The organism is Geomonas ferrireducens, from assembly GCF_004917065.1.
GTDB lineage: Bacteria > Desulfobacterota > Desulfuromonadia > Geobacterales > Geobacteraceae > Geomonas > Geomonas ferrireducens.
This window is the reverse complement of record NZ_SSYA01000004.1, coordinates 1-26,516: the sequence shown is the minus strand read 5'-3', so window position 1 is coordinate 26,516 and position 26,516 is coordinate 1. Positions and strand designations below refer to the sequence as shown.

The 26,516-nt window shown below is 61.4% G+C and carries 25 protein-coding genes and 1 rRNA gene; 11 read left to right on the top strand and 15 right to left on the bottom strand.

Annotated elements, in window-relative coordinates; all coding sequences use genetic code 11:
* Positions 1 to 23: 23 nt before the first annotated feature.
* The gene (locus E8L22_RS20350; RefSeq protein ID WP_342793108.1) at positions 24 to 764 is read right to left on the bottom strand and encodes an alpha/beta fold hydrolase; all 741 of its coding nucleotides are present in this window, start codon (positions 762 to 764) and stop codon (positions 24 to 26) included.
* 186 nt (positions 765 to 950) lie between these two features.
* Positions 951 to 2,120, bottom strand: a complete 1,170-nt coding sequence (bioF, locus tag E8L22_RS20345) for an 8-amino-7-oxononanoate synthase (RefSeq protein WP_136526947.1) — start codon at positions 2,118 to 2,120, stop codon at positions 951 to 953.
* 223 nt (positions 2,121 to 2,343) lie between these two features.
* On the opposite strand from bioF, the gene E8L22_RS20340 reads away from it, so the two are divergent.
* Together E8L22_RS20340 and E8L22_RS20335 are read left to right on the top strand one after the other, a co-directional pair.
* Complete coding sequence (locus E8L22_RS20340) at positions 2,344 to 2,865, top strand: M48 metallopeptidase family protein (RefSeq protein WP_136526946.1); 522 nt, start codon at positions 2,344 to 2,346, stop codon at positions 2,863 to 2,865.
* A 126-nt stretch (positions 2,866 to 2,991) separates the two neighbouring features.
* Positions 2,992 to 3,177: a hypothetical protein gene (locus tag E8L22_RS20335; protein WP_129128442.1), complete on the top strand. Its 186-nt coding sequence runs from the start codon at positions 2,992 to 2,994 to the stop codon at positions 3,175 to 3,177.
* A gap of 81 nt (positions 3,178 to 3,258) precedes the next feature.
* Here E8L22_RS20335 and E8L22_RS20330 read toward each other — a convergent pair whose 3' ends face one another.
* Both E8L22_RS20330 and E8L22_RS20325 read right to left on the bottom strand, forming a co-directional pair.
* Positions 3,259 to 4,128: a sterol desaturase family protein gene (locus E8L22_RS20330; RefSeq protein WP_136526945.1), complete on the bottom strand. Its 870-nt coding sequence runs from the start codon at positions 4,126 to 4,128 to the stop codon at positions 3,259 to 3,261.
* 25 nt (positions 4,129 to 4,153) lie between these two features.
* Positions 4,154 to 4,666, bottom strand: a complete 513-nt coding sequence (locus E8L22_RS20325) for a DUF1440 domain-containing protein (protein ID WP_136526944.1) — start codon at positions 4,664 to 4,666, stop codon at positions 4,154 to 4,156.
* Between the two features lie 212 nt (positions 4,667 to 4,878).
* Here E8L22_RS20325 and E8L22_RS20320 point away from each other — a divergent pair, with 212 nt between their 5' ends.
* Positions 4,879 to 5,328: a hypothetical protein gene (locus E8L22_RS20320; protein WP_136526943.1), complete on the top strand. Its 450-nt coding sequence runs from the start codon at positions 4,879 to 4,881 to the stop codon at positions 5,326 to 5,328.
* 3 nt (positions 5,329 to 5,331) lie between these two features.
* Positions 5,332 to 5,763, top strand: coding sequence for a hypothetical protein (locus tag E8L22_RS20315; RefSeq protein ID WP_136526942.1), 432 nt, complete (start codon positions 5,332 to 5,334; stop codon positions 5,761 to 5,763).
* A gap of 3 nt (positions 5,764 to 5,766) precedes the next feature.
* Here E8L22_RS20315 and aroC read toward each other — a convergent pair whose 3' ends face one another.
* The 5 genes from aroC to E8L22_RS21840 all read right to left on the bottom strand — a co-directional run bounded on the left by aroC (position 5,767) and on the right by E8L22_RS21840 (position 11,663).
* Positions 5,767 to 6,849 carry a chorismate synthase gene (aroC, locus tag E8L22_RS20310; RefSeq protein ID WP_136526941.1) on the bottom strand — a complete coding sequence of 361 codons (1,083 nt, stop codon included), beginning with the start codon at positions 6,847 to 6,849 and terminating at the stop codon, positions 5,767 to 5,769.
* 2 nt (positions 6,850 to 6,851) lie between these two features.
* Positions 6,852 to 8,966 (bottom strand): glycogen debranching protein GlgX, encoded by a 2,115-nt coding sequence (gene glgX / locus E8L22_RS20305; protein WP_136526940.1) that lies wholly within the window; start codon positions 8,964 to 8,966, stop codon positions 6,852 to 6,854.
* 67 nt (positions 8,967 to 9,033) lie between these two features.
* Positions 9,034 to 10,599, bottom strand: a complete 1,566-nt coding sequence (gene lnt / locus E8L22_RS20300) for an apolipoprotein N-acyltransferase (RefSeq protein WP_246044874.1) — start codon at positions 10,597 to 10,599, stop codon at positions 9,034 to 9,036.
* A 204-nt stretch (positions 10,600 to 10,803) separates the two neighbouring features.
* A complete protein-coding gene (locus tag E8L22_RS20295) occupies positions 10,804 to 11,334 on the bottom strand; it encodes a YMGG-like glycine zipper-containing protein (RefSeq protein ID WP_136526939.1) in 531 nt (176 codons plus the stop codon).
* A 2-nt stretch (positions 11,335 to 11,336) separates the two neighbouring features.
* Complete coding sequence (locus E8L22_RS21840; protein ID WP_246044872.1) at positions 11,337 to 11,663, bottom strand: hypothetical protein; 327 nt, start codon at positions 11,661 to 11,663, stop codon at positions 11,337 to 11,339.
* 439 nt (positions 11,664 to 12,102) lie between these two features.
* Here E8L22_RS21840 and E8L22_RS20285 point away from each other — a divergent pair, with 439 nt between their 5' ends.
* Positions 12,103 to 13,641 carry a cytochrome B6 gene (locus E8L22_RS20285; protein ID WP_136526937.1) on the top strand — a complete coding sequence of 513 codons (1,539 nt, stop codon included), beginning with the start codon at positions 12,103 to 12,105 and terminating at the stop codon, positions 13,639 to 13,641.
* Between the two features lie 111 nt (positions 13,642 to 13,752).
* A complete protein-coding gene (gene malQ, locus E8L22_RS20280) occupies positions 13,753 to 15,243 on the top strand; it encodes a 4-alpha-glucanotransferase (RefSeq protein ID WP_136526936.1) in 1,491 nt (496 codons plus the stop codon).
* A gap of 62 nt (positions 15,244 to 15,305) precedes the next feature.
* On the opposite strand, the gene E8L22_RS20275 is transcribed toward malQ, so the two are convergent.
* The 3 genes from E8L22_RS20275 to E8L22_RS20265 form a co-directional block, all read right to left on the bottom strand.
* Positions 15,306 to 15,833: a DUF4142 domain-containing protein gene (locus E8L22_RS20275; RefSeq protein WP_136526935.1), complete on the bottom strand. Its 528-nt coding sequence runs from the start codon at positions 15,831 to 15,833 to the stop codon at positions 15,306 to 15,308.
* A 194-nt stretch (positions 15,834 to 16,027) separates the two neighbouring features.
* Positions 16,028 to 16,813 carry a DNA-formamidopyrimidine glycosylase family protein gene (locus E8L22_RS20270; RefSeq protein WP_136526934.1) on the bottom strand — a complete coding sequence of 262 codons (786 nt, stop codon included), beginning with the start codon at positions 16,811 to 16,813 and terminating at the stop codon, positions 16,028 to 16,030.
* Positions 16,814 to 16,895: 82 nt separating this feature from the next.
* Positions 16,896 to 17,822 carry a DMT family transporter gene (locus E8L22_RS20265; protein ID WP_136526933.1) on the bottom strand — a complete coding sequence of 309 codons (927 nt, stop codon included), beginning with the start codon at positions 17,820 to 17,822 and terminating at the stop codon, positions 16,896 to 16,898.
* Between the two features lie 191 nt (positions 17,823 to 18,013).
* Between E8L22_RS20265 and E8L22_RS20260 the strand changes: the two genes are divergently transcribed.
* The 3 genes from E8L22_RS20260 to E8L22_RS21835 are packed head-to-tail and all read left to right on the top strand — an operon-like array spanning position 18,014 to position 21,591.
* Entirely contained in the window at positions 18,014 to 18,349 is a 336-nt protein-coding gene (locus tag E8L22_RS20260; RefSeq protein WP_246044887.1) for a hypothetical protein, read from the top strand.
* Entirely contained in the window at positions 18,339 to 19,214 is an 876-nt protein-coding gene (locus E8L22_RS20255; protein WP_129128455.1) for an HDOD domain-containing protein, read from the top strand. The genes E8L22_RS20260 and E8L22_RS20255 overlap by 11 nt, the downstream gene beginning before the upstream one ends.
* Positions 19,201 to 21,591, top strand: coding sequence for an ATP-binding protein (locus E8L22_RS21835; RefSeq protein ID WP_136526931.1), 2,391 nt, complete (start codon positions 19,201 to 19,203; stop codon positions 21,589 to 21,591). Before E8L22_RS20255 ends, E8L22_RS21835 begins: the two co-directional genes overlap by 14 nt.
* Positions 21,592 to 21,638: 47 nt before the next feature.
* Here the strand turns inward: E8L22_RS21835 and E8L22_RS20245 are convergent, their stop codons facing one another.
* Positions 21,639 to 21,944, bottom strand: a complete 306-nt coding sequence (locus E8L22_RS20245) for a hypothetical protein (RefSeq protein WP_136526930.1) — start codon at positions 21,942 to 21,944, stop codon at positions 21,639 to 21,641.
* 298 nt (positions 21,945 to 22,242) lie between these two features.
* On the opposite strand from E8L22_RS20245, the gene E8L22_RS20240 reads away from it, so the two are divergent.
* Positions 22,243 to 23,841 carry a methyl-accepting chemotaxis protein gene (locus tag E8L22_RS20240; RefSeq protein WP_136526929.1) on the top strand — a complete coding sequence of 533 codons (1,599 nt, stop codon included), beginning with the start codon at positions 22,243 to 22,245 and terminating at the stop codon, positions 23,839 to 23,841.
* A 57-nt stretch (positions 23,842 to 23,898) separates the two neighbouring features.
* Here the strand turns inward: E8L22_RS20240 and ung are convergent, their stop codons facing one another.
* Entirely contained in the window at positions 23,899 to 24,588 is a 690-nt protein-coding gene (gene ung / locus E8L22_RS20235; RefSeq protein ID WP_136526928.1) for a uracil-DNA glycosylase, read from the bottom strand.
* Between the two features lie 441 nt (positions 24,589 to 25,029).
* On the opposite strand from ung, the gene E8L22_RS20230 reads away from it, so the two are divergent.
* Positions 25,030 to 26,325: a radical SAM protein gene (locus tag E8L22_RS20230; protein ID WP_246044870.1), complete on the top strand. Its 1,296-nt coding sequence runs from the start codon at positions 25,030 to 25,032 to the stop codon at positions 26,323 to 26,325.
* Positions 26,326 to 26,412: 87 nt separating this feature from the next.
* Here the strand turns inward: E8L22_RS20230 and rrf are convergent.
* Positions 26,413 to 26,516, bottom strand: a 5S ribosomal RNA gene (rrf, locus tag E8L22_RS20225); the annotation flags it as partial.

The following is a 26,516-nucleotide window of genomic DNA, read 5'->3' as shown; positions in this document are numbered from 1 at the left end:
CCTTTCCGAATAAATCGAACTAACTACAGCCCCGCGATGAACTCCCTGAGCTGCTCATTGAAGCGCTCCGGCCTGCTCATAAAGGGGGCGTGGCCGCACCCCGGGTAGATCTCCACCCGCGCCGACGGGAGCCGCTCCCCCATGTAGCTCGATGCCGAGGCGGGACAAACGGTGTCGAGTTCGCCGTGCACGAGGAGGACGGGGCGGTCCACCTCGGGAAGTTGTTCCCGCAGGTCTGCGCTCGACAGGATGTCCAACGAACGTAGCGCCGCCTCGGGGTCCGGCGCACGTCCCCCCATAACGATCTCGTGGACGATGCGTTGGTACAGCGCGTGGTCCAGCTCCCCCTCGGCGAACATCCCCTTGAAGAAGTCCCCCATGGTCTTCTGGCGATCGCGCCGCAGCCTGAGCCCCATCCCCTTCACCTCAACCGGGGGCTTGCCGTGCGGGTAGTCATCGGTACTTGCGTACCTCGGGTTACCGCCGACCAGCACCATCCCGGCAAGGCGTTCCCTGAGCGCGGGGAAGGCATGCAGCGCCACCTGCGTCCCCATGGACCAGCCGACGAGGACCGCATCTGTGAGCGCGTGCCCCTCGAAAAAGGAGACGAGATCGGAGGCGTAGTCGTCCAGGGTGTAAGAGTCGGCCGGAGCCGACTGGCCGTGCCCGCGCAGGTCCACGAAGATGAGGCGCCCCGCGTCGGCAAGCTCACGCTGAAAACTCCAGGCCTTTCCGGACATGGCCCAGCCGTGCACAAATACCACCGGTCTTCCGGTACCTATTTCCTGAAAATGCATCATCACAAAAACCTCTAAAGCTCAACACAGAGGACACCGAGGTCCACAGAGGACACGGAGAAAAGCATGCTTTGGTTACTGCAAAGAATGAGCTCTCCTCTGTGCTCCGCTCTGGCTCTTCCTCTGTGACCTCTGTGCTCGAGCTTTTCTGATTTAAATCACGCTCAACTTCTTGCCCACGCGGGCTATGGTGTCGGCGGCAGCCTCGAGATCCGCGGCCTCATGGGTTGCCATGATCGTGCAGCGCAGGCGACAGCTTCCTGCCGGAACGGTCGGGGGGCGGATCCCCTGCAGGAAGATCCCCTCCTCGAGGAGTTCCTGGCTGAAGCGCATGGTGGTTTCGGCCGGACCGACGAAGATCGGGACGATCTGGGTCTCGCTCCCCATGGTGTCGAAGCCGGCTCCCGTCAGCCGCTCCTTGAACAGGGCGACGTTTGCCGCCAGCCGGTCTCGCAGCCTCTTACCTTCCGCGGAGTCGACCAGGTCGAGCGCCGCGATGGACGGGGCGAGCACCGCTGGGGGCATCGAGGTGGAGAAGATGAAGCTCCTCGCCTTGTTGACGAGGTAGTCGCAGATCGTTCCCGACGCCGCGGCATAGGCGCCGAAGCTCCCCAGCCCCTTTCCCAGCGTCCCCATGTGGATGTCGACATCGTCCATAACGCCCAAGAGTTCGGCGGTGCCGCGACCGGTGGCGCCAAGGACGCCGGTGCCGTGGGCGTCGTCGACCATGAGGAGCGCGTCGTAGCGCTTGGCGAGCCGTGCCATCTCCCTGAGCGGAGCGATATCGCCGTCCATGCTGAAGACGCCGTCGGTCACGATGAGGCGCCGGCCGCTTCCTCCCTTCTCCTTAAGCAGCCGCTCCAGAGCGGCGACGTCGCGGTGACCGAAGCGATGGAAGTTGGCACGGGAAAGGAGTGCGCCGTCCACGATGCTCGCGTGGTTCAGTTTGTCGGAGAAGATGGCGTCGCCGCGGCCGACCAGGGCCGAGATGATACCGGTGTTGGCCGCATAACCGGAGTTGAAGACGAGAGCCCGCTCAGTCCCTTTGAACCGGGCGATCCGCTCCTCGAGACGCGCGTGCAGCTCCATGGTGCCGGAGACCAGGCGCGATGCGCCGCTGCCTACCCCGAACGCCACCCCCATCACCGCCGCTCTGCGCAGCGCCGGGTGGTCGGCAAGCCCCAGGTAGTTGTTGGAGCAGAGCATGAGCACCCGCCTCCCTTCCAGCTCCACGTGGCTTCCCTGCGCGCCGCTGATCACCCTCATGCTGCGGTACAGCCCCTCTTCACGCAATTTTTCCAGTTCTTCTGCGAATGTCGGCACGGCCTCTCCTTTCCACTCAGGGTCAGAGTCGAGCCTCTGTTATTAGCACAGCGGCCGGAACACGTCAACCTGACAACCTGCACAGGTTGACAACTGCATGCGATTATCCAAAAATTTTGACGCACCCGGCGGGACTCGCACGCCGGGACGTTTGCACTCGGCATGACGATGTGCTACCTTCGCCGTCGGGCAAGCGATAGGTAAATGTGAAAGGGAAGAAGTGATGCGTGGACTCAAATATCTAGCGGGCTATTCCGAGCAGGTGACCTCAAAGGTGCAGCGGCTCCTCGATGCGAACGAACTCGGCGGCGTGCTCCTTTCCAAGTACCCCGCCCCGCACGGCTTCACCACGGACCGGTCGCTCTACGACTTCACCATGGGCATCAAGAACGAGTACCTTCGCAAGTCGCAGCCGCTCAGCAAGGTCGTCTATGACCCGAAGATCAGCGTGATCAACCACGCCCTCGGGCTCCACAGCTTCGTTTCACGGGTGCAGGGCGCGAAGCTCACGGCGAAAAACGAGATCAGGGTGGCGAGCATGTTCCGGGTCGCCCCGGTTGAGTTCCTGAGGATGATCGTCGTGCACGAGCTCGCCCACCTGAAGGAGAAGGAGCACAACAAGGCCTTCTACCAGCTCTGCGAGTACATGGAACCCGACTACCACCAGCTCGAGTTCGACACCAGGCTGTACCTGACCCACCTGGAAACAGCCGGGGCGCTCTACAAGGAAACTTCCCCCGCATAGCCCCCGCGTACCCCCCGCCGCCCTCTTCCTGACTTCCTCCCGCGCATTGACAACGGAAGCCCTCCCGCTAGCATTGAGCTGTCGCAAGATTGGAAATTTCCAACACGATTGTCCACGGAGGTAGCCATGTCATTTGCGCTCTACATCATCGGCTTCATCCTCATCATTTCCGGGGTCGCCTGGGCCCTGGTGACCGCCGGCATCGCCGTCTTCAAGATCGCCATCGTCTGCATCATACTCCTTGGCATCGGCATCCTGACCGGCGTGGTGCACACCCGTCCGAAGGACCCGCCGCGAGGACCGCTTGCCTGATCGGATGCGTCCTCGTGCCGCAAAAAAGAGACCCGCCGGGTACCCGACGGGTCTCTTTGCGTTTCCGGATCCAGCAGCCTCCTAGACTGCCAGCACCGTCGGCGGTACCGGCAGCACCTCCCTTTTCGGTCCCTCCACCTCCACCTGTCTGACAAAGGGCATGCCAAGGGTCTTCCCGAGGGTGAGCTGTGCCGGGTCCTGGAAGCCGGCAACGCCGATGGTCACCGAGTCCTGAAGGACGTTCAGCTTCAGCGTGCGATGCAGGTGATCCGGCCAGGAAAAGATGGTGCTCCAGTTGGAGTCGGTCTCCCCCCTCACGACGGAATGGTGGATGCCGTGCATCCTCGGGGTAACGATCAAGTGGCACAGGCGCCGCTCGACCCGGTGCGGGAGTCTCACGTTCGAGTGATGGAACAGAATCGCCATGAGGGTAAGGGTCTGCCACATGGCAAGGGCGAAGGGGGAGACGCCGATCAGGCGGACCTGGGCCGCCCGCCACGGTACGGACAGGAGCAGCTCGCCGAAGTGGAAGCGAAGCGCCGTGCTCGCGTCAAGATCGAGATCGACGTGGTGCGGCTTGTGGAAGCGCCAAAGGAGCGGGATCTTGTGGGTCAGCACATGCCAGATGAACAGCATGTAGTCGAGCAGGAGCACCGACAGCGCCACCTCGGCCCATGGGGGGAGACCGAGAAGCTTGACCGCGCCCAAGCCCTTTTTCTGCACATGGTGTGCGAGGGGAACCACCGCCGGCTTCTCGGCGAGGGCGACCGTGGCCGCCGCGATGAGGGCGAAGGCGGCGTTGCGCCCGTTTCTCCTCAGTTTGCCTTCCCGCTCCTTCCTGAGCGGACGCCTGAGCTCCATGACGGCGACGGTTGCCACGGTGCCGACGATCAGCACCGCGTTCAGCCATCTGGGAAGCTCCCGTCTCATCGGATCAACGGTCCTTGCCATACACGCCCCTCCTCCGCAACCTCTTTCAACGCTCTTTGCCCACCACACGATGCACCAGTTCAGCGACCAACGTCCATGCGATGTGATTTCCCATTTCCTTCACGCTGGGCTGCCACGGAACGCGGTTCAGCCCCGGCGACACGCCGAGCGCCGGCGCAATCACGCCGTCGCAGGCGAAGAAGAAGGGGAGCGCGAAGGGGAGACCGCCCCAGCGGGAAAGCACCGGGAACCTCCTCCGCAGCCCGCCATGGATCGCTCCCCACCCCAGCCCGTAGAGCACACCGAAGGCTGCCCTGGCGCACTCCTTCTCCTTCCTGTTCAGCTTGCGACCCGCAATCTTCGCGGCGAAGTGCGGCCCGGCCGCCTGGTGCGCCGGTGCCTCGCGCACAAGCCGGTCGCGCCTTTTCTGCCTCTCGCTCACCAGCCGGTCCAGGAGCCTGTCCGAGGCGCTCGCCGCCGCACCGGCGATCAAGCCGGCGGCCATCGCGATGATGACCGGATGTCGCTGCGTCATCGAGCCGGCATTTCCCGTTGCCATGACAGACCTCCTTGCGATCTCGCTGTTTTATTTCCAGCGCCCGGCAGGGGCACGCCCATTGTAACCACACCGGAGCGGCTGTCAATTTTGGGCGCCCCCCTTTCTTGCCGCATGGTTTCAACACCGCCTTCGGCTTGACCGCATGAGAGGGCGTTTTATAATTGGCTAGTTCAAAACGACCCCGCAGGCACGACACGCACAAGGAGGTTCCCATGCTCATCCGCACCCTTCAGGTGGTGGTTCATTGCGAGCACAAGACGCTGTGGGACATGCTGGTCGACCGGTTGCACCACCCGGAGCGCTACGCACTGGGGATCGCCGACGTCCGGCTCTCCGAGGAAGCACCGGATACCTTCATATCCGAGATGACGGTGCACGGCGATCCGGTGCGGGAGCGGGTGATTTTGCGCCCCTACGACGGGGAGATGCGCCATGAACTGCTGGAACACCCGCAGTTCACCGGGTTCATCGTCCGCAAGATCCTGAAATCGGCTCGACAGAGCCCGGTGGTGCCGCTCTACCTTGAGTACGACCTGGATCTCTTGCGCAAGTCCCTCAAGGTTCACGGGCTGGTGCGGGAGGAAGAGGAGATCATCACCGACCTGGAGACGGAGATGCAGAAGATACGTTCGCGGGCTGAGGAATTGGATGCAAGGGGGTGAGAGATGCGGGTAAAACTTTTTCTGCTGAGCATGGTTGCGGTGGGGATGCTGGCTGCGTCGGCCTTTGCGGCGTCGCCTGACTGGTTCAAGCTGGACGAAAACGAGGACTCGAGCTTCTTCTTCGACCGAAGCGGCGTGACCCCGCTGCGGGAAGGGGTCATCCAGGTGAGGACGCGGGTGGTGTACAGTGACCAAGGAAGAAAGGACGCCCTCAAGGTCCTCACCGAACTGCCGGACTCCACGCCGCTGTACGAGACCCTCTACAGCTACGAGGTCAACTGCACGGAGCGGGAGGGGCATCTCCTCGCTGCGACCCATCTCGACAAGAAGGGCGGCACGCTGAGAAGCACCGACCTCTCCGCCGTCACCCAATGGGAGTACCTCCCCCCCGATACCAGGATGGGGCTCGTCCTCGGACAGGCCTGCACCCGTTAGCCTTTACAGCTTCCGGTATTCCTGCCTGAGCACGAGGTCCAGGAGCACCAGGGCGGCCATTGCCTCGACGACGGGGACGGCGCGCGGCACGATGCACGGGTCGTGGCGCCCCTTCGCCTCGAGGACGGCCTCACTGCCGTCGAAGCGCGCCGTCTTCTGCGGCAGCGCCACCGTCGCCGGCGGCTTGAAGCCCACCCGGAAGTAGACCGGCTCCCCGTTGGAAATCCCTCCCTGCACGCCGCCAGAGTAGTTGCTCGAGGTCCCGAGCCTCCCCCCCTTGCTGACGAATGGATCGTTGTGGGCGCTCCCCAGCATGCGGCTGCCGCTGAAGCCCGAGCCGATCTCGAACCCCTTGGATGCGGGGATGGAGAGCATGGCGTGGGCCAAAAGGGCGTCCAGCTTGTCGAACACCGGCTCGCCGAGCCCGGCGGGGATGTTGCGGCAGACGCAGGAGACCATTCCCCCGACCGAGTCGTTTTTGTCGCGCACCTGGGCGATCAGGTCGGCCATCGCCTGCGCCATGGCGGGGTTGCCGCAGCGCACCGGGTGTGCGTCCACCTCTTTGCGGGTGATCGAGACCAAGTCGACCGGCCCGGCATCGATCGCCCCGACGGCGTCCACCCAGGCGACGATCTCGATCCCGTAACGTTCGAAGAGGTACTTCTCGGCGATGGCACCCGCCGCGACCCGGCCGATGGTTTCCCGTGCGGAGGAGCGTCCGCCGCCGCTCGAGGCACGCACGCCGTACTTCATCTGGTAGGTGTAGTCGGCATGGGAGGGGCGCGGCACCTCCGCCATCTCCTCGTAGTCCCCCGGGCGCTGGTCGCGGTTATGCACCATGAGTCCTATGGGGGTTCCGAGGGTGACGCCGAGCTCGACGCCGGAGAGGATGGTGACGATGTCCTCCTCCTCTCGGGGGGTACTGAGCTCGCTCTGCCCGGGACGGCGGCGGTCGAGTTGCGGCTGGATATCCGCCTCGGACAGTCGCATTCCGGCCGGTGCCCCGTCGATGACGGCGCCGACCGCCTTGCAGTGGCTCTCGCCGAAGGTGGAAACCTTGAAGATCGTTCCGAATACCGATGACATGTTCAGCTCCTTGTCCGGCTCGCCGTGCGGTTCTTAGCCACGACCACGACGAGGCTGCGGGGTGGAAGACGGTAACTCTCCCCCTCGACGAGCGGCAACTCTTCCCACGGGGCGATGTCGTCGGGGGAATCGAGCGAGGTGTCGATCCAGCGGTGCCATCTCCCTCCTGGAAGCTTCCTGGGCGAGGGGAGCATGAATGAGAGCGGCTCCCAGTAGGCGTTCACCATGTAATGGAACACGAGGCTCTTCGTGTTGCTGCGGACGGTGAGGGCGATGCTGTGCGACTCGTGGCTCCAGTCCGGCGTCCCTAAGCGGACGCCGTGCCACTCAAGGCGCGCTTGCCCCAGCAACTGGCTGAGCGACAGGACATCCGCCGACGCCTCGCTCTGCCTGAGGCGCGCCCGGATCAGTTCCTTAGTGAAGCGATGGATGTCGGCATGCTCCTCGACCTTGTTCCAGTCGAACCAGCCGATTTCGTTGTCCTGGCAGTAGGCGTTGTTGTTTCCAAGCTGGGTGCGCCGCGCCTCGTCACCCATCAGGATCATCGGCGTTCCGAGGGCGAGCAGGGTGACCGCGACGAAGTTCTTCACCTGGCGCTTACGCAGCGCCTCGATGGCCGGATTGTCCGTCGGCCCCTCCATCCCGCAGTTCCAGCTTTCGTTCGCGTCGGAGCCGTCACGGTTCCCTTCCCCGTTCGCCTCGTTGTGCTTTTTGTTGTACGAGACGAGGTCGTTCAGGGTGAAGCCGTCATGACAGGTGACGAAGTTGATGCTCTGTTCCGGCTCGCGCTCCTGGTGCCCATAAATATCCGGACTCGCCAGGATACGTGCCGCAAAGCGGGACACCATCCCCTCGTCCCCCTTCAGGAAGCGGCGCACGTCATCGCGGAACTCGCCGTTCCACTCCTTCCAGCTGTCCCCGATGAAGCTCCCCACTTGGTAGAGCCCACCCGCGTCCCACGCCTCGGCGATGAGCTTTATGCCGGCTAGCGCCGGATCGGACTCGATGTCCCAGAGGATGGGGGGATCCTTCAGCGGACGTCCCTGGCCGTCGCGGGAGAGGATGGAGGCGAGGTCGAAACGGAAGCCGTCGACGTGCATCTCTTTCACCCAGTAATGCAGGGAGTCGATGATGAGCCGGCGCACCACGTGGTGGTTCGCGTTCAGTGTGTTGCCGCAGCCGGTGTGGTTCAGGTAGCTGCCGTCGGGGGCGAGGGAGTAGTAGACGTCGTTGGCAAAGCCGCGGAAGCAGAAGGTGGGGCCGTTGTGGTCCCCTTCGGAGGTGTGGTTGTAGACCACGTCGAGGATCACCTCGATCCCCGCCTTGTGCAGCGCCTTCACCATGTCCCGGAACTCGTCCAGAGGACCGAGCGGTCCCTGCTTTGAGCTGTAGGCGGCGTGGGGCGCAAAGAAGGAGACCGGGCTGTAGCCCCAGTAGTTGCGAAGCCCAAGGGGAGCGTCTAGCGGGTCGAACTGGAACACCGGGAGCAGCTCCACCGCGGTGATGCCCAGCTCCTTCAGGTAGGGGATCTTCTCGATGAGCCCCGCGTAGGTGCCGCGCTTATCGTCTGAGACTCCCGAGGATGGGTGCCTGGTGAACCCTGCCACGTGCATCTCGTAGATGACGGTGCTGGAATAGGGGCGCTTGAGCGGCAGGTCCCCCTCCCAGTTGTAGCCGCGGGGGTCGGCCACCACGCTCTTCATGGCGCTCGCCGCGTTGTCGCCGGGGATGCACGCGTCCCCCCGGCAGTAGCCGTCCGGGACGGCAACGGCGCGGCCGTAAGGGTCGATGAGGACCTTGCCGGGATCGAAGCGGCGTCCGCGCTGTGGTTCGAAGGGACCGGCGACGCGGTAACCGTAGAGCTGCCCCGCGCCGATGCCCGGGACGAAGACGTGCCAGTAGTGGTAGGTGCGGTTGCGCTTTGGATCGAGAGTGATGACACGGGAAGGGACTGGGTCGTCGACGCGATCGAAGAGGAGCAGTTCGACGCCGCTGCAGTCCCTGGCAAAGACGCTGAAGTTCACCCCTCCGGGGGTGACAGTCGCGCCCAGTGGCGAGGTGTTTCCCTTGAGCTGCTCCGCGTTCTTCCTAACCGATCTTCCGCTCGAATTCGCCATGATAGCTTCCGCCTCGTTGAACCTGCTCTAGCTGGGAGGCTGTGAGACCCGCTTTTCCCCTGTCAGACTATAAAGCATTCTTTTTCCCAGTCAAACCGCGCCTGTTTGATACAGTCACGAAGACTACGGCAACGAGCGAGATGACTGCGCAGAGCCAGCCGATCCAGTCGCCGATAGCGCCGTAGACTGTTTTCCCCTCCAGAAGCGGCACCCGGTCCACAAGCACCTCCCTGGTCCAGACGCCGGTGCGGCTCGTGATGCGCCCGGCCGGGTCGACGAAGGCGGAGATTCCCGTGTTGGTGACCCGCACCAGGGAGCGTCTGTTTTCGATGGAACGGAAGCTCGCCAGGGCGAGGTGCTCCATCGGTTCGGTGGAGTTGCCGTACCAGGAGTCGTTGGTCAGGTTGAACATGACCGCCGGGGTCCGCCCCTCGCGCCCCCCGTGCATCAGCTTCCTGATATGGGTGGGGAAGATGTCCTCGTAACAGATGCTCACCGACAAGAGATGCGGTCCGAGTTTGAGCGGCTCAACGCTTTTCCCCGAGAAGAACTTGCTGCTGTACGGGGACCAGGAGTACAGGACCGGGAAGGCGTCCCCGAAGGGTATGTACTCGCCAAAGGGAACGAGTACGGTCTTGTCGTAGGTCCCGAGGATCTTGCCCGAGGCGTCGGCGAGAAGGGCGCTGTTGTAGAAGCGTGTCTCCCCCTCCCCGTTCAACTGGAGGCAGGCCCCGAAGAGCAGCGGTACGTTCAGGTCGCCGAGGGCCCAGGTCGGGATGGTTCCCTCGCGGGAGGAAAGCCCCAAGCTCAGCACCCCCTCCGGCCAGACCACGAGGTCGGCCTTCTTTGCCGCGAGCAGCGCCTTCGACATATCGCGGTGCTCCTGCTGTATCGCTCCGGCCGAGAGGTGGAGGTCGGCAGCGCCGCGGTTGGTCTGCACGAGCCCGACGGTGAGGTGCTGCGCCGCGGCGACCTTGCCTTCCACCTCGCGGATTCGGAACTCGCCGTAACCGACAACAAGGATCAGGATCCCCCCGAGTACCGCCGCCGCACGCCACGGCACCTCTTTACCTTCGAGCCGGCAGGCGAGGATACGGTAAAGCGTCGCGTTGATGTAGACCACGAGGAAGGAGACGCCGAGGACACCGGTGAAGTCGGCAATCTGGGTCAGGTGCGGGACCTTGTACTGGCTCGCGCCCAGGTAGTTGGGGAACACCTCGGGCCAGACCTTCTCGATGGCGGTCCAGAGTACCGGGGCGATCCATACCAGGTTGCGCTCCCGTCCGCGGGTTAGCAGGCTCATCCCCCAGGCCCAGACCGCCAGCACGACCCCGTTGGCCGCCGCCAAAAGAACGAGTCCTGCGACGCCGACCGCCAAAGGTGCACCGGCGAACTGCTGGAACATCTGGATGATCCAGTAGAAGCCGCCGCCGTGTCCCACGATGCCTGCGACCCAGCCAAGCAGGAAGGCGCGTCGCGGTTGCACGTCGCGTACGGCCCAGAGAAGTGGGAGGAGAAAGATCCACTCAAGGTAGAATTGGTCGAAGCCGGCGTAGCCCAGGAACATCAGGACGCCAGTAAGTATGGCCGCGCCCCAGGGAGCAAGGGGGTGGGAGTTGCTGGAAGTAGTCAAAACGACCTCTGTTTTTTGGTGATGGCGCCTCGCGCGCCCCCGCACGATACCACAACGGCATGACAACCACAATCCGGGAAGCCCGTGCGGCACCTCCTATCAAGAGCCCCGTCTCATTACTCCCAGGCTTCCCAGTCCTCCCATCATTCCCAGATTTTCAAAGTCACCCAAAAGAAAAAGGGCGCCCTCACAGGCGCCCTCTTCTCAGTAACGTTCCGGATAGTAATCCGGCGGCACCGAGTACACCCCCGGAGGTGGCGGAGGAACATAACTCCTCACGCGGCGCGTCTTGCGCACGCTCCCCGGAATCTGGTTCCCCTTGGCGTACATGCACTGCACATAGGTGTTGTCGTAGCGCCGCTGCGCCTCGTATCCGTAGACCCGCCCCGACTCGGAGCCGCTTGCCGCGCCGAATAGAAGGCCGGTGCCGCCGCCGATGGCCGCACCCGCCCCAGCATTGCCGCTCGCCGCACCAAGAGCCGCCCCGACCCCGGCACCGATGGCGGTCCCCACCACGGCGCTCGTTGCGGTATTCTGGTTCGCCGTATCCTGCGGGCTCATGCCGAGTTGCTGCTCGGCATACCTGCGGCAGACGGCATCCTCAGCCATGAACTGCTCGAAGGTCTTCCCGGGCGCGGGGAGCACGCGGACGCTCGGTCCCGTCGGCATGGTGACGCACCCCCCCAGAACCAGCAAGGCAAGCAGCGAGCAAACGTTGGTCAAAGTCCTTGTCATGATCATTCCTCCTTGTCTTCCTGTTCCTGGCTGGGCGGCGTCGTGTCCGGCACCACTTTCAACCACCCTCCGGGGCAGCGCTCCACGTAGGGATAGTACCCCTGCGGTTTGCGGCAGTAGTACCAGTACTGCCCGCCCTCTTGCTCCTGCTGGGTGTCGGGGGAGATGTACTCCTGCGGCTCCTGCGGCACGACCACGGTCGGTGGGGAGTAATAGTACGGATAGGCTGGGTAGTTGTAATAGTACGGGTAGAAGAAGGGATCATAGTATCCCCAACCCGGTCCTATCCAGACACTCCCCGAGAAGTGAGAGTCATGCCTCGGCCCCACGTACCGCGTATAGCTCCCACGGCCGCCATAGGTAACTGATCCGCCGGAGCGCCCTACCGAGCGAGCGACAGGCCTGTCACCTCGTCCGCCGGAATCAGCATGACTGGTCACGACGGTAGAAGTTATTGACGCTGCGACAAGAAACAGTGGAAGAAGCAGGGTGCAAATACGGTGGTTCCTCATGACGTGCCCTCCTTTTTCGTGGGCTTTTATGACCAACTCATTGTACAACGCGGCCACTATATCTGCAAAAACTAAGAAAGGAACCATGGCACACGGCAACAGATCCTATCGGCGCGACATGAAAAGGCACCGCGTCCTTCACTCTGCCTGTCTTCCCTGATGGCGCCTAAGTCCTCAGTACGGTTTGACTTCCCCAGCGACCGTGGAAAAATTAGCGGGTTCCAACATCCCCCCCCCAAAAAAAAAGGAGCCTGGTATGAGAAAAGACGCCACCGTTGTATCGTCACTGTTTATTGCAGCCGCTCTCATCCTCCCCGCCGTCAACTCTTGGACCGCGGAGGGGCAGCCTTCCCGCAAGGCGCCGCCGGACGCGGTGATGGAAGCCCAGATGCCGAGGGATGTGCCGGCTACTCGCCCTGAACAGCAAAGAGGGAGCCACGACCAGTCCGACGTCTTCCATGCGACCAAGGCGGAGCCTTCCTCCACTGCGTTCAAGAACCAACCGGACGAAGGAAAGATCCTCGGGTTCGACTTCTACCGCGATCCGCTGGACGCGAAAAAACCGATGATGACCTTCCAGGAGGTTTATCAGAAGGATGCCGGTGAAAAGCCCAAGGTAATGGAGACGCAGAGGCGGCTTCTGGAGTCGCGCTACGACCTGCGGCCGCGGCTTGCGCCCGATGTGAAGATGTCGCGCGGCAAGCCGATCGCCGTCGGGCCGACGGCGCGGCTGGCAAAGGGAACGACCTGGGAGAGCTTGGCCGCGATGAACCCGGCAGATATGAGGTCGAAGAACCTCTTCCCCTATCCGCCGCTGCCCCATCCCAAGCAGGTTAACGGCGGGCAGGTCTTCCCGCAGATCCAGATCGACATGTTCCCGAGGCTGCAGCGCTTCGACGTCGACTTCGATCTCCCCGACGCCTTTCTTCCCGAGTTTCCACCCGCGATATTCCTGCAGAACCGGCCGGAACTGGGCGACGTCTCGCGCGGCGAGGTGGTCTCCATCAACAACTACTACCGTCTCTTCAAGGACCTCCTCACCCCGGTGCAGCTCGACGGCCTTCGCATGCTGGTCACCCCCTTCCCCCAGGAGGAATTCAACCCGACCGACGACCGCAAGTCGCCACAGCCGAGCCTCGGGGTCGCCTGCCTCGACTGCCACGTGAACGGCCACACCACGGCACAGTTTCACCTAAGCCCCGACATCCGGCCTCAGGAGCGGCGTTTCCGCCTCGACACGGTGAGCCTCAGGGGGCTTTTCAACCAGCAGGTCCACTCCTCCAAGCGCAGCCTCCGTTCGGTGGAAGACTTCTCCGAGTTCGAGCAGCGCACCGCCTACTTTAACGGTGACGAGATCCACGCCGCCAAGAAGGGGATGAACATCATCAGCCGGGTGCAGGTGTCGCACATGGCACAGATGCAGAACATGTTCGACGTCCCCCCCGCCCCGAAACTCGACCCAGCAGGCTTCCTCTACCCAGCCCAAGCGACCCAGTCGGAAATGGCAGGCCAGCAGGTCTTCTTCGGCAAGGGGAGGTGCGGCGTCTGCCATCCCGCTCCGTTCTACCTCGATCACATGATGCATGATCTGCAGCTTGATCGCTTCACCAGGGAGCCCGGCGACGGCCCCATCAAGACCTTCACCCTGCGAGGCATCAAGGAGAGCCCCCCCTACATGCACGACGGCCGCTGCCTCACCCTTGAGGACACGGTGAAGTTTTTCGACCTGGTGCTTGGTTTGCGACTCACCCAGCAGGAGCAAAACGACTTAGTTGCCTTCCTCAGGGTGCTCTAGCCTTTAAAGAGGAACGGCCGCTCCCAGTATCACACCCAAGGCCCCACTTGTCTTGAAGGGGACAGGCACCTGATCCCCCTTGAAACAGGTGGGGCCTTTTTCGGAGGCATCATGAAAAGACGCGCCAGCGGCGTGCTCTGTCACGTCACCTCACTCCCTTCCCCCTTCGGCATCGGCGACTTCGGTCCCGGTGCCTACCGTTTCGCCGAATTTCTCCACGAGGCAAAGCAGAGTTACTGGCAGGTGCTGCCGCTCAACCCGACCAACGAGAGGTTCCTCGATTCGCCCTTCATCAGCGTCTCTTCCTGCGCCGGCAACACGGCCCTCATCAGTCCGCAACTCCTGGTCGCCGACGGGCTCCTGACCCAGGCGGAGGTGGAAGACCATCCCCCCTTCGACGCGCTGCGCGTCGACTACCAGGCGGTCTCGCGCTTCAAGAACCACCTCTTCCTGCGTGCGCACCACCGCTTCAAAGAGGAGCAGGCGGCAGACCAGGAGTACGCCTCGTTCTGCCGCGACAATGCACAATGGCTCGACGACCACGCACTGCACAACGCGATGACCGCGCGCCTGAACGGCCTTCCCCTCGCCGAGTGGCCCGAGGCGTTGAGGCGCCGCACAAGCGACGAGGTGCGGCAGATGAGCGACGAACTCTCGGACTCCGTGGAGCGGGAGAAGTTCCTGCAGTACGTCGTCAACCGCCAGTGGCAAGCCCTGAAGCAGCACTGCAACGACAAGGGGATCAGCGTGATCGGCGACTTCCCCATGTTCATGAGCTACGACGCCGCCGATATCTGGGTACACCCGGAGTTTTTCAAGGTGGACGAGAACAAGAGGCCGTACGTACAGGCGGGGAGCCCGCCCGACAACTTCAGCGAGAAGGGACAGCTCTTCGACTGCGCCGCCTATAACTGGGACGCCCTGCGGGAAAACGGGTTCTACTGGTGGGTTGCCCGTTTTCACCACCTGTTCAGACGCTTCGACGTGGTGCGCATCGACCACTTCCGCGGGCTCATATCGTACTGGGAAGTCCCGGCGAGTGCTGAGGACGCACTTAAGGGGAGCTGGCAGCCGGTCCCCTCCGACGAGTTCCTCTACACCATGGTGCGGTACTTCCCCACCTTCCCGGTCATCGCAGAGGATCTCGGCGTCATCACCGCCGAGGTGCGGGAGAAGATGGCGCAGTTCGGCATACCGGGGATGAAGGTGCTCGTTGTCGCATTCCAGGATGACGCCAAGATCTACCTCCCCCACAACCACCCGGAAAATAGCGTCGCCTACACCGGGACGCACGACACCAACACGGCGCGGGGGTGGTTTGAGGAGGCAGGGGAGGATGAGAAAAAGCGCCTGTCCGATTACCTAGGTCGCGACCATGTGGACGAGGCGGGCTGGGAACTGATCAGGCTCGCACAGATGTCGGTCGCGCGCACCGCGATGATCCAGCTGCAGGATCTCGTCGGCGGCGGGGCCGACACCAGGATGAACACACCGGGGGGAAGCGAAGGCAACTGGCAGTGGCGCCTTTCCCCATCGGTCGATCTCACCGGGGCGGCGCACCGCCTGGCGGAGATGACGCTGCGCTACGACAGGGCACGCTGAACAAAAAAAGGGGCTTCGCCTTGCGGCAGAGCCCCTCTCCTTTTCCCCTTTTGCAACACCGACTACTTCTTCGCGGCGCCCACCTTCTGCGCCATATCCTTCGCGTGCTGCAGGTGCTGCTCCAGGGTCGGCAGGGTCTTGTCGATCCACGCCTTGATCTCGGGGTCCTTCACCTTCTTGCTCGCCTTTTTGAAGTCCTCGACGTCCTTCTTGTGGTCCTTCACCATCGCTTCCGCGTACTTCTTGTCGAACTCGTCGGCCGAGGTTTTCTGAAACTTCTCGACCATCGCCTTGTGCTTCAGCTCCATCTTCGCGGGAATTTTGTACTTGTTGCCCACCGCCGTCTTCAGCTCGTCGTTCGCCTTGCCGTGATCGGTCACCATGAGCTGGGCGAAATCCTTCACTTCCTGTGACTTTGCCTTTTCCTTAGCCAACTGTCCCAGTTCGACCTCCATCATGCCGCCGCTCGCCGCCTTCTTGACGAAGGACTTCTCGGACATGGTCAGCTTGTCAGCCGCCAGTGCCGGAAGAAGCATGCTGCAGAATGCGAACAGGGAAACCACCGCCATCCATACCAATCTCCTTTTCATGTTGCCTCCTTTTGTGGCCGAAGCCATGGGGTTCGTCAGATTAGCAAAATCTAACCGTGAAAAGGTATCCGGCTTTGGCTTCTTGTCAACCGGTCCGGCACCTTCGCCCGGTTCGCGAAGGACAATAAAAAAGCGCCCCATGGGGGCGCTTCAGGCGATGACTCGGTAACGGCGGGTCCGGGGGACGCAAGATGCTACTGGTACAGCAGTTGTTCCTCGGTGTAGTAGGTCCGCTTGGACTGGACGTTCTCCTTGATGATCCTGGCACCGGTGGGGGAGGTCTTAAGCTCGGGGCGGTGCACCTTCAGAAACTCGCGATATTCACCGGAAACCATGTCCGGGTGGCGCTTTCTCAACTCCGCGATGGCGTCGTTCAAGACCGCAGGAATCGCCCCGGCGAGGGCCCGTACTGCCTCCGGGGGAAGCTTGCCAGCGGGGGATTTCGGGGAGATGCGCGCGGCCCAGAGGATCTCGTCGGCATAGGCGTTACCGATGCCCCCGATCAGCGCCTGGTCGAGAAGCAAAGGCTTGATCATGGTGCGGGGCTTCCTGGCGCACAACCGCTGCAACTCCTCCTCGGTGAGCTCCAGCGCGTCAGGCGCTTCCTTCTCGGCGCCGGGGTTCAGGGTGACGCTCGCCCATCCCTTCTCGTCGGCCACGGCGAGGGCAGTACTGTCGGCAAAGAGCAGGGTGAGCACCGGGTAGCGGACCTCCTGCACTGCGGAGGAACCGGCAAGGGCGAACCCGCCGGTAAGCATCAGGTGGATTTTCAGCGTGTTGCCGTTGCCAAGCCGAAAGGTCACCTGTTTGCCGGTGCGCTCCACAGCGGTCACCTCGGCACCCGCGACGGCGGCGGCAAGCTCCTCGGCTGCGACGTTGAGGCGTCCCCTCCCGTGGTACTCGCCTTTCTCGATCCTCTTCCCCACGAGGGCCTTCCCTAGGTTTTCGGCATAGACGGTAAGATCAGGAAGCTCAGGCATGGCTCCTCCTCGTGCCGCAGGCGGCGCTTTGATGTGCTTGCAGCGTAGTCGATGATATCCCGGGTGTCAAAGCGACGCGTGGCTAATCGGCGGCAGCCCCTTCGGCCGCGCAACCGATGCCGGAGTAGCGCTCACGCAGGCGCTTCACCCCAAGGGGAAGCACTACCGCGGCGAAGATGAGGGCGCAACCTGTCCATTCCTCGGCGGTAAGCCTCTCCCCCAGAAGGAGCGTCCCCCCCAGCATGCTCCAGACCGGGTCCATCGTGTAGATGAGCCCCGCCTTTGTGGGGGTCGTGTAACGCTGATAGGCGTTTTGCAGGGTGAAGCAGACCACGGTGGGGAAGACGGCGCAGTACACGAGCGCACCCACCGAGACCCAGGTCACCGTGAAGGGAGGGGACGGGAGGACGACGTTCAGCACGCCCCCGACCGCAGCCACGGTCGCGAACTGGATCAGGCTCAAAAGGTAGACGTCCTCCGCGCCGACCAGCCTGGAAACGGCGATGATCTGCAGCGCGATGAAGAGGGCGCACAGGGTGGAGAGGAGGTCCCCCTGGTTGAAACCGTCCACGCCCCCCTTGGCGAGGAGCCAGAGACCGGCCAGGGCGAGGAAGAGCCCACCCGCGCTCCAGCGATCCAGGCGCTCACGCCAGAAGACGAAGCACAGAAGCGGAATGAGCAGCACGAACAGGTTGTTCAGAAACCCCGCCCGGGACACGCTGGTGCCGCTCACCCCGAGGACAAAGGAGAGATTCGTCGCCGCGAGCGGCAGACCGACCAGAACCCCGGTCTTCAAGGTGCCACGGTTAAGCTTTTTCAGGCGCGGCAGGCAGAGCACCGCCATGATGAGCGTAGCCAGCGCGAACCTGTAGAAGAAGAAATCAAGCGGCGGAATCTCGCGAAAGCCGATCTTGTTGAAGATGAAACTGCCACCCCAGAACACGGTGGTCAGTATCAGCCAAAAGGTCGCTCTGGCAGAGCGCGGGTCATCTTGTGTCGTCGTATGCATCCGCATATTAAAGACAGGGGCAGGTCCATATGTCAACAGATGTTGTGAGACAATTCCTACCCCGTCGTGACGCTCTTACTGGAGGCTCTCTTTTAAACCCACCCGGTGCTAAAGAATTTTCGAGCTGGACCGATACGTGGGGCAGACACCATAAGAACTGGTGCCTGCGCAGAGGAGGATCTATTTTGGCAGTGGTTCACATCGACAACCTCGCACCGGGCATGGTCCTCAGCCGCAACGTCTGTGACCGCAGCGGACGGCTCCTCTTGCCGTCCGGTGCCGAGCTCACCGACAAGCATTTCTCCATCTTCCGCATGTGGGGCGTCCTCGAAGTCGAAATCGTCGGGGAGACCATCGCGGAGGACCCGGAAGCCCCCCCCTCCCCCAGCACGGAGATAGATCCGGAGCTCCTCGCCGAGGCGCGTGCCGAGGTGGAGCGGCTTTTCGTCTACAACGACCCCGACCATCCCGCGATAAAGGAGCTGATGCGCATCTGCACCGAGAGGAGGGCGACTCGTGCTGCGTAAACCCCAACTCTCCGTCGAGCACATGGTTGAGGATGTCTCCACCATACATTCGCTCCCGCTTTTCTACTCTCAGCTTTCCGAGGCGATCGACCACCCCAGAAGCTCCATAGGGGACATCGCCAAGATCATCTCGGAGGACCAGGGGCTCACCGCGAGGATACTCAAACTCGCCAACAGCCCCCTCTTCGGCTACTTCTCAAAGATCGACACCATCACCCAGGCGGTCACCATCATAGGCGTCCTGCAGGTGCGCGACCTGGCCCTCGCCCTTTCCGTCATGGACGTCTTCAAGGGGATACCGGAGGACCTGGTCAACATGGAGCAGTTCTGGAAGCACAGCATCGCTACCGGCCTGGCAGCCAGGACGCTCGCCACCAGCCAGCGGGAGGCGAACCTGGAGCGCTTCTTCGTCGCGGGAATCCTGCACGACGTGGGAAGGCTCGTCATGTACGTGAGGGTCCCGGAGATCTGCCTCGAACTCCTCGAGGAGTGCCGGAGTAGCGGCATGATCCTGCACTGCGCCGAACGTGAGCGCTTCGGCTTCGACCACGCGGATGTCGGCGGAGCCCTCTTGAAGCGCTGGAAGATCCCGCCGCGCGTGGCCGAGCCGGTGGGGACGCATCACAACTGCAGCAAAGCGGACCAGTACCCCCGTGAGGCCTCCATACTGCATTTTGCCGACATCATCGCCCACGCCATGCAGATCGGCAACAGCGGCGAGATCTTCGTGCCGCAGTTGGACCACGCAGTCTGGGAGCGGCTGCAGATCTCCTGCTATTTCCTCCCGACGCTTATCAAGCAGGTGGACACGACCTACGAGCAGACGGTCTCGGTCCTTTTCGGGGGTGAAGATGGCGCCCGATGACCCCAGGGATCTCCAGATCAGAAATCTCCAGGAGCGCGTGAGCTTCCTCGAAGAGACGAACCTGAACTACGTCCGCACCCTCGACGTCCTCACCGCCTGCAGTGATCTGCAGTCAGACATCTACCGGGTGAAGGAGTCTTCCTTCGTGATCAGGGCCGTCTTCGGGCAGTTGAAGCGCCTGATTCCCTTCGCCACCCTCTCCATGTTCGGCATCGACGACGATTCCTCCTTCGACCTCACGGTTTGTGAACCGGAACGGTCCGGAGCGGCGATAAGGAAGGAAGTCGAGGCACGTGTCCAGGACGGCACCTTCGCGTGGGCCCTGAACCAGAACCATCCGGTGGTGGTCCCCACCGTCTCCGGGACCGACACCCTCGTCTTGCACGTACTTGCCACCAACAGCCGCATCAGGGGGATGTTCGCCGGCATCATGCGGGGAAGCCACCTGAGCGCCGAGGTCTCGACCTTAAACGCCCTGAGCAGCATCCTGATCAACACCGCCTATGCGGTGGAGAACTCTGAGCTTTACGAAATGCTCCAGGAGCACATGCAGAACCTGGAGCTCAAGGTGCAGCAGCGGACCACCGAGCTTGAGCACGCCCTGGTACGCGCCGAGGCAGCCACCGCCGCCAAGAGCGTCTTTCTTGCCAACATGAGCCACGAGATCAGGACGCCCATGAACGGTGTCATCGGTCTGGCGAGGCTCCTCATGGAAACCCCGCTCGACAAGGTGCAGCGCAACTATCTCGAGTCGCTTTCCGACTGTGCCGAAAGCCTTCTCACCATCATCAACGAAATCCTCGACATCTCCAAGGTGGAGGCAGGGATGATCACCCTCGAGACGATCGTCTTCGACCTGCACCGTTTCCTCGACCGCTGCCTCCAACCGTTCATGCTGCGCGGGCAGGAAAAGGGGGTGCAGGTGCTTCTCGACGCGAGCCCCGACCTGCCGCAGTTCGTGGCCGGCGACTCGGTGAGGATAGGGCAGGTGCTAGGCAACCTGGTAGGTAACGCGCTCAAGTTCACCCACAAAGGGTCGATCACCGTGAAGTGCCTGCTCATGGGCACGAACGACGGCGAGGTCCAGCTCAAGTTCGCCGTTGCCGATACCGGTATCGGCATCGCCCCGCACGCCCTGGACGTCATCTTCGAGAAGTTCTCCCAGGCCGACAGCTCNAGGATAGGGCAGGTGCTAGGCAACCTGGTAGGTAACGCGCTCAAGTTCACCCACAAAGGGTCGATCACCGTGAAGTGCCTGCTCATGGGCACGAACGACGGCGAGGTCCAGCTCAAGTTCGCCGTTGCCGATACCGGTATCGGCATCGCCCCGCACGCCCTGGACGTCATCTTCGAGAAGTTCTCCCAGGCCGACAGCTCGACCACCCGTCTCTACGGTGGGACCGGACTCGGGCTTTCCATCAGCAGGAGCCTCGTGGAACTGATGGGGGGCCAGATCGTCGTCGAGAGCCGCCTCGGGGAGGGAAGCGTCTTCAGCTTCACCCTGAAGAGCAGGCTTCCCCAGCCCGGTGAGTTCCCCACCGTCGATGAAGGCGATGAACAGCCGGTACAGGCGGCACGGCCGCTGCGCATCCTGCTGGTCGACGATGTCCCCATCAACCAGCTCATATCGCTCAAGCTGATCGGCAAGACGGGCAACCACCAGGTGGACTGCGCCGAGAACGGCAAGGAAGCGCTGGAAAAGTGGGAACAGGGGGAGTACGACCTCATCTTCATGGACGTACAGATGCCGGTGATGGACGGCCTGGAGGCGACGAGGACCATACGCGAACGGGAACACGGCACGGGGCGACGGATTCATATTTGCGCCATGACTGCCAACGCCATGAAGGAAGACGTCGCCGTCTGCCGGGAGGCCGGCATGGACAGCCACATTTCCAAGCCGGTCCGGGAACGGGACCTGAAATCGGTGATCCGTAAAATCACGTCGGAGGTGACCCCGGAGGGTCCCGCAGCCCCCCCTACTGCCGGGGAGGCGAAAGCCCCGCCTCCTGCCAAAGCGCCCCTTGATTTTGACGTCGAAGATCTGCTCGAGCGCCTGGGCGGCGACCAGGAGATGGTGGGTGTTTTCGTCGACAAGTTCGTGAGTGCCGTATCGGAGCACCTGCGTCTGCTCGGCGAAGCTTTGCAAAATGGCGACTACGAAACCTGCTATTTCAAGTCCCACACCATCGCCGGAACGGCCGGCAACATGGGCGCGGTGCGCATGCGAAACCTGGCTGCGGAGATGGAAACCCTTGCCAAAGCGCAGCAGCTAGGGCCACTCCCCGGACTGTACCGCCAGTTGCAGGAGGCGTACGCGGCTTTCGTGACGGTTGCCTGCGGCAGCGATGCTGCAGCAACAAAAATGGAGGCTTGAACCGCAGCCTCCATTTTTCGCCCGATTGTTGATGCATGAGATAACCGTCAAGCCCCTCCCCGCGTCAGGACCTCCATGGTGCTTATCGCATCTTTAAGCTGGAACTCCAGGCTCCTCAACTCCTCATTCGTGTACACGCTGTTGCCTTTACTGATCTCACGGTGCAGCCGCTCGATTCTCTGCTGCAGTGAGTCTACACTGTCTTTGCATGTCTGAGCGACCAGCAGGCACTGGTCTTTGCTCGTGTTGCTGTCAGGGCTTATCCCCATCCCGGTGTCGGCTGCCAGTACGGAAATCACTGACATGAGAGAGACAGTCGTAACGACAGCAAATGTTCTCGCAAGTCGTTTCATGACAAACCTCCTTTTCTTTTCAACTCCATATTAAGAGTATAGAAGAGACCCCTCAAGCTTTGCAACTAAAAATCATTATCAATAAGTTTCTGATTTTCGCAACTGATTACGGCAGCTTCATAGCCCTCATCCTTTACCCTGTGACAGTGGGCCTCGTCCCCGTCTCTGCTCCCTCTCCGACCACAAAGTGTATACAATTTTTGTCATACATTTTCTAAAGATTCTCGACAGTAAGCCGATAGAGCTTCAAAAGCGTAATGGTTTTAACAACACCCATTTGCAACAAGAGGTCTTACCAATGAACATCAGCAAAAAGATCTTCATCGCTAACGTAGCCATCGTCCTCATCGCTACCATAACGACGTCGGCCATCACCCTGTATGTAATCAAGAAAGAGATAACCCGGCAAGTCACCGTCGGGCTTACCTCTCGCACGAAAGCGTTCAAGGAACTAGTCGCGCCCAACGGCGCATCGTTCACCCTTGCCGACGGGAAGCTGCAGGCAAACGGCGTGGTCCTCGACGGCCGCAACGATGTGACCGACAAAATGAAGGAAATCTTCGGCGGTGAAGCCACCATTTTTCGGGGAGACACGCGGGTTGCTACCACGATAAAGAAGGACGACGGCACTCGCGCTGTCGGTACGAACCTCCAGGGCCCCGCCCGTGATGCTGTCATCGACCGTGCCTCCAGCTATCTAGGGGAGGCGAAGATCCTCGGGACACCGCACTTCGCCTCATACCTTCCGCTGCAGGACGGCAACGGCAAAGTGATCGGTGCGCTGTTCGTGGGTGAGAAAAAATCGCAGTTCCTCGCCGTCTTCGACCAGCTCAAATACCTTAGTTTCGCGATCTCCGCGTTACTCGCCGGTCTTCTTGCCCTGGTCGCCTACCTGGTCATGCACCGCGCCCTAGAGCCGATGCGGGCACTGATCGCAACCCTCAAGGACGTGGCCGAGGGGGATGGCAATCTCACCCACCGCCTTGCGGAATCGAACGACGAAGTTGGTACGGCGAGCCGCTACTTCAACAGGTTCATCGAACAGGTCCATGCCATCGTCGAGTCGGTGGCCGATAATGCCAACGCGGTCGCCAACGCGAGTTCGGAACTGCACGGCAGCACCCAGAAACTCGCACAGACCTCGGATGACGTCGCCGGGCAGACCGAAACGGTCTCTACAGCCGGTGAAGAAATGGCCGCAACATCGGCCGATATATCGCAGAACTGCCTCCAGGCTGTCGAGAGCGCCCAGCGCGCATGCGATCTGGCCACGATCGGTGCGGCCGATGTTGAGCGCAGCATTCGCGGCATGCAGCTGATCAATGAAAAGGTCCATCTCACCTCGGAGAGTGTCAGTTCCCTTGGCGCCAAATCCGAGCAGATCGGTGACATCATCAGCACCATCCAGGACATCGCGGACCAGACCAACCTGCTGGCGCTCAATGCAGCGATAGAGGCCGCGCGGGCAGGAGAACAGGGACGCGGTTTCGCCGTGGTGGCCGACGAAGTACGCCGACTCGCCGAGCGAACCACCAATGCGACGAAGCAGATCGAGGTAAACATCCGCTCCATTCAGGAAGAGACCACTAGGGCGGTGCAGGTGATGCAGGAGAGTGCGACCGAGGCGGCCAGGGGTGCCGAAGATTCGGTCAAATCGGGCCAAAGCCTTGAAGAGATTCAAAGGCAGATCAACGAGGTGACCCAGCAGATCGGCCAGATCGCCACCGCGGCCGAGGAGCAGAGCGCGACCAGCCGGGAAATCAGCAACAACGTGCACCAGATCACCGGCATCATACAGGGGGCTGCCCGTGCAAACCGCGAATCGATGGCCACGGCAAACCAGCTCAACAACCTGTCGGAGAACCTGAAGGGACAGATCAGGAAATTCAGGTTCTAGCAGTAGTGAAGTAGGCACATGCGAAAAAGGCCCGGGTGAATCACCCGGGCCTTTCGTTTATGGCATCCAGTCAATCGGCTCTAGGCCGTGCCGGACGAGGTAGGCGTTGGCCTTGGAGAAATGCCGGCATCCCAGGAAGCCGCGGTGCGCGGACAGCGGTGAGGGGTGCGGAGCGCGCAGCACCAGGTGCCGTTTTTCGTCGATGACGGCACCCTTCTTGTGGGCATAAGCCCCCCACAGCATGAACACCACGTGGTCCTTCTCCTCGTTAAGAACGGAGATGACCCTATCCGTGAAGGTCTCCCACCCTTTTCCCTGGTGTGATGCCGCCCTCCCCGCCTCCACCGTCAAGACGCTGTTCAAAAGCAACACCCCCTGCTCAGCCCATGAAGCCAGGTGTCCATGGCTGAATTCCGAAGCGGGGAGACCGAGGTCGCTCTGGATCTCCTTGTATATATTCACAAGAGATGGCGGGATATCGACGCCTTTACGGACCGAGAAACAGAGGCCGTGGGCTTGGTCCGGTCCGTGGTATGGATCCTGCCCGAGGATGACAACTTTTACCCTGTCGAAGGAGGTGGTGTTGAGGGCATTGAAGTACTCACTTCCTTTTGGATAAATGACCTTCCGCTTCAAGATCTCCTGCCTTAGAAAGTCCTTCAAGGCGCACATGTATGGCTTCTCGAACTCTTCCAGAAGATGGGATTTCCAGCTCTCTTCAAGCCGTATCTGTGCTTCGGTCGACATGGCAAAATGCTCCGGATGTTGATGTAACGCAGCAAGAAATTAGCACACCTATCGGCCACGATCCAAGGAAATCTTGCCAAGTACGCGTGCGATAGGACAACGAAGCGTTGTGATGCCCCACCGGTGGCGTTTAGTCACGACGCAACAAACATTGACAGGTTTTAATGCCGGAGTAGACTGGTGGGGTTGCAAAATCGGGGAACCGACTCTCCAAGGAGGAGCAATCAAATGCCACTAGAGTGTGCTGTTCTAGGAAAGGACTTCGCCATAACAGAAACCACCATCCCGGTTATTTCCCCTTATTGGCGCCTGAAGCGGAACGGTCACTGGACACTTTTGTGTCGTTACGATCACGAACGGCCCCGTTACTGCGTCCTGTCTCCCAAGGCTGGTGCCGCCTTGGCACTTATGGACGGGCGTTTAACGGTCAGACACCTGACTATGATCGCACAGTACGCATTCAACCTTGAATCGCAGGAAAAGTCTCAGGAGTTCATCACAAGGATAATTAGTGAAGCGAACCGAGAAGGTGATGCCGTCGTCAACATGACTCCGGAGTTAGAGGCCTACGTAAAACGCATCGACCCCTTTGATTTCGTGGTAAAAGCCTCCAGGTGGAAGGAGCAGCAGCGGCTCGCTTACCCGATCTCGCTCAACGTGATGTTCAGTAACGACTGTCAGCCCAACTGTGCTTACTGCTTTGCAAAGGGGCACTGTGTCCCCGAAGGGAAGTTGTTGTCAACCGAGCGCTGGAAAGAGCTGTTGCGGGAGGCGAAGGGACTTGGCATCGACCAAGTGACGCTTTCCGGTGGCGATCCTCTTTTGAGAAAGGACGCGCTGCAGTTGATCGAGGAAATGATCGCACTTGAGATGCTGTTCACGCTTTCGACGAAGTGCCATATTACCGAGGAAATCGCAGACAGCCTCGTCGCAATCGGCATGACACAACCTGTGAACCAGTACGTACGAGAGATCCAACTCAGCATGGATCCCGATGAGCCTACTGCCGACAGACTGGCAGGCAGCCCAGGGTACTACAACAGGGCCGTACGCAGTATCAGAAACCTTCTCAAGTGGGGGTTCAATCTCAGAGTGAAATCGGTTGTGACCGCATTGACCGCTCCACACGTTTACGAATGGGTTGAGGAGCTTCAGGACATGGGGGTACGCCAGATATCTATCGCGGCCTACAATAGCAGCCTGACAGGCAACACGGACAAGATGTTCCTCGGCACGGAGGGGCGGAATTCCATCCTGGAGCAATGCCGTCAAGCGAGGATCGATTTCCCGGAAATAGATCTCTCCACAGCGGGACTTGAGCAGGGTGAGCGATCCTGGGATAGGTACAGTGAACCTTTAGTGCCACTGCCGGGAGAGGACCAGGGTATCGCGGATAAGATCAGACTCTGCCGTGAGGAAGGGCGCTACGGAGCGCACAGCAGCATGACCATCACACCGGACGGCAAGGTGATGTTGTACGACACGGTGCCAAGAGACGAGATGCTCTTCGTGGGCGATGTGTCAAAGGACTCGATAGCTGAGGTTTGGAACAGCGATGCGCTGCGAAACTTCGCCCATCCGAGGTCGGAGCAGTTCAAGGGCGCGGCCTGTTACAACTGCAAGGATCTGGCGAAGTGCCAAAGTAAGGCTGGGTACTGCTTCCGCGAAGCGTATTTCAAATCAGGAACGGTCTTCGTGCCGCCGGCCGAATGCCCGATGATCCAGGCTGAGGCTTGAACGACGAACGGTCCGCAATGTCAGTTTGGTTGAATGCATAAAAGCGAAAAGCCCCACTGGTAATCCAGTGGGGCTTCTCTATTAAATTCCCTGCGGCGACCTACTCTCCCACACCGTTACCAGTGCAGTACCATCGGCCCTGAGAGGCTTAACTTCCGTGTTCGGGATGGGAACGGGTGTGACCCTCTCGG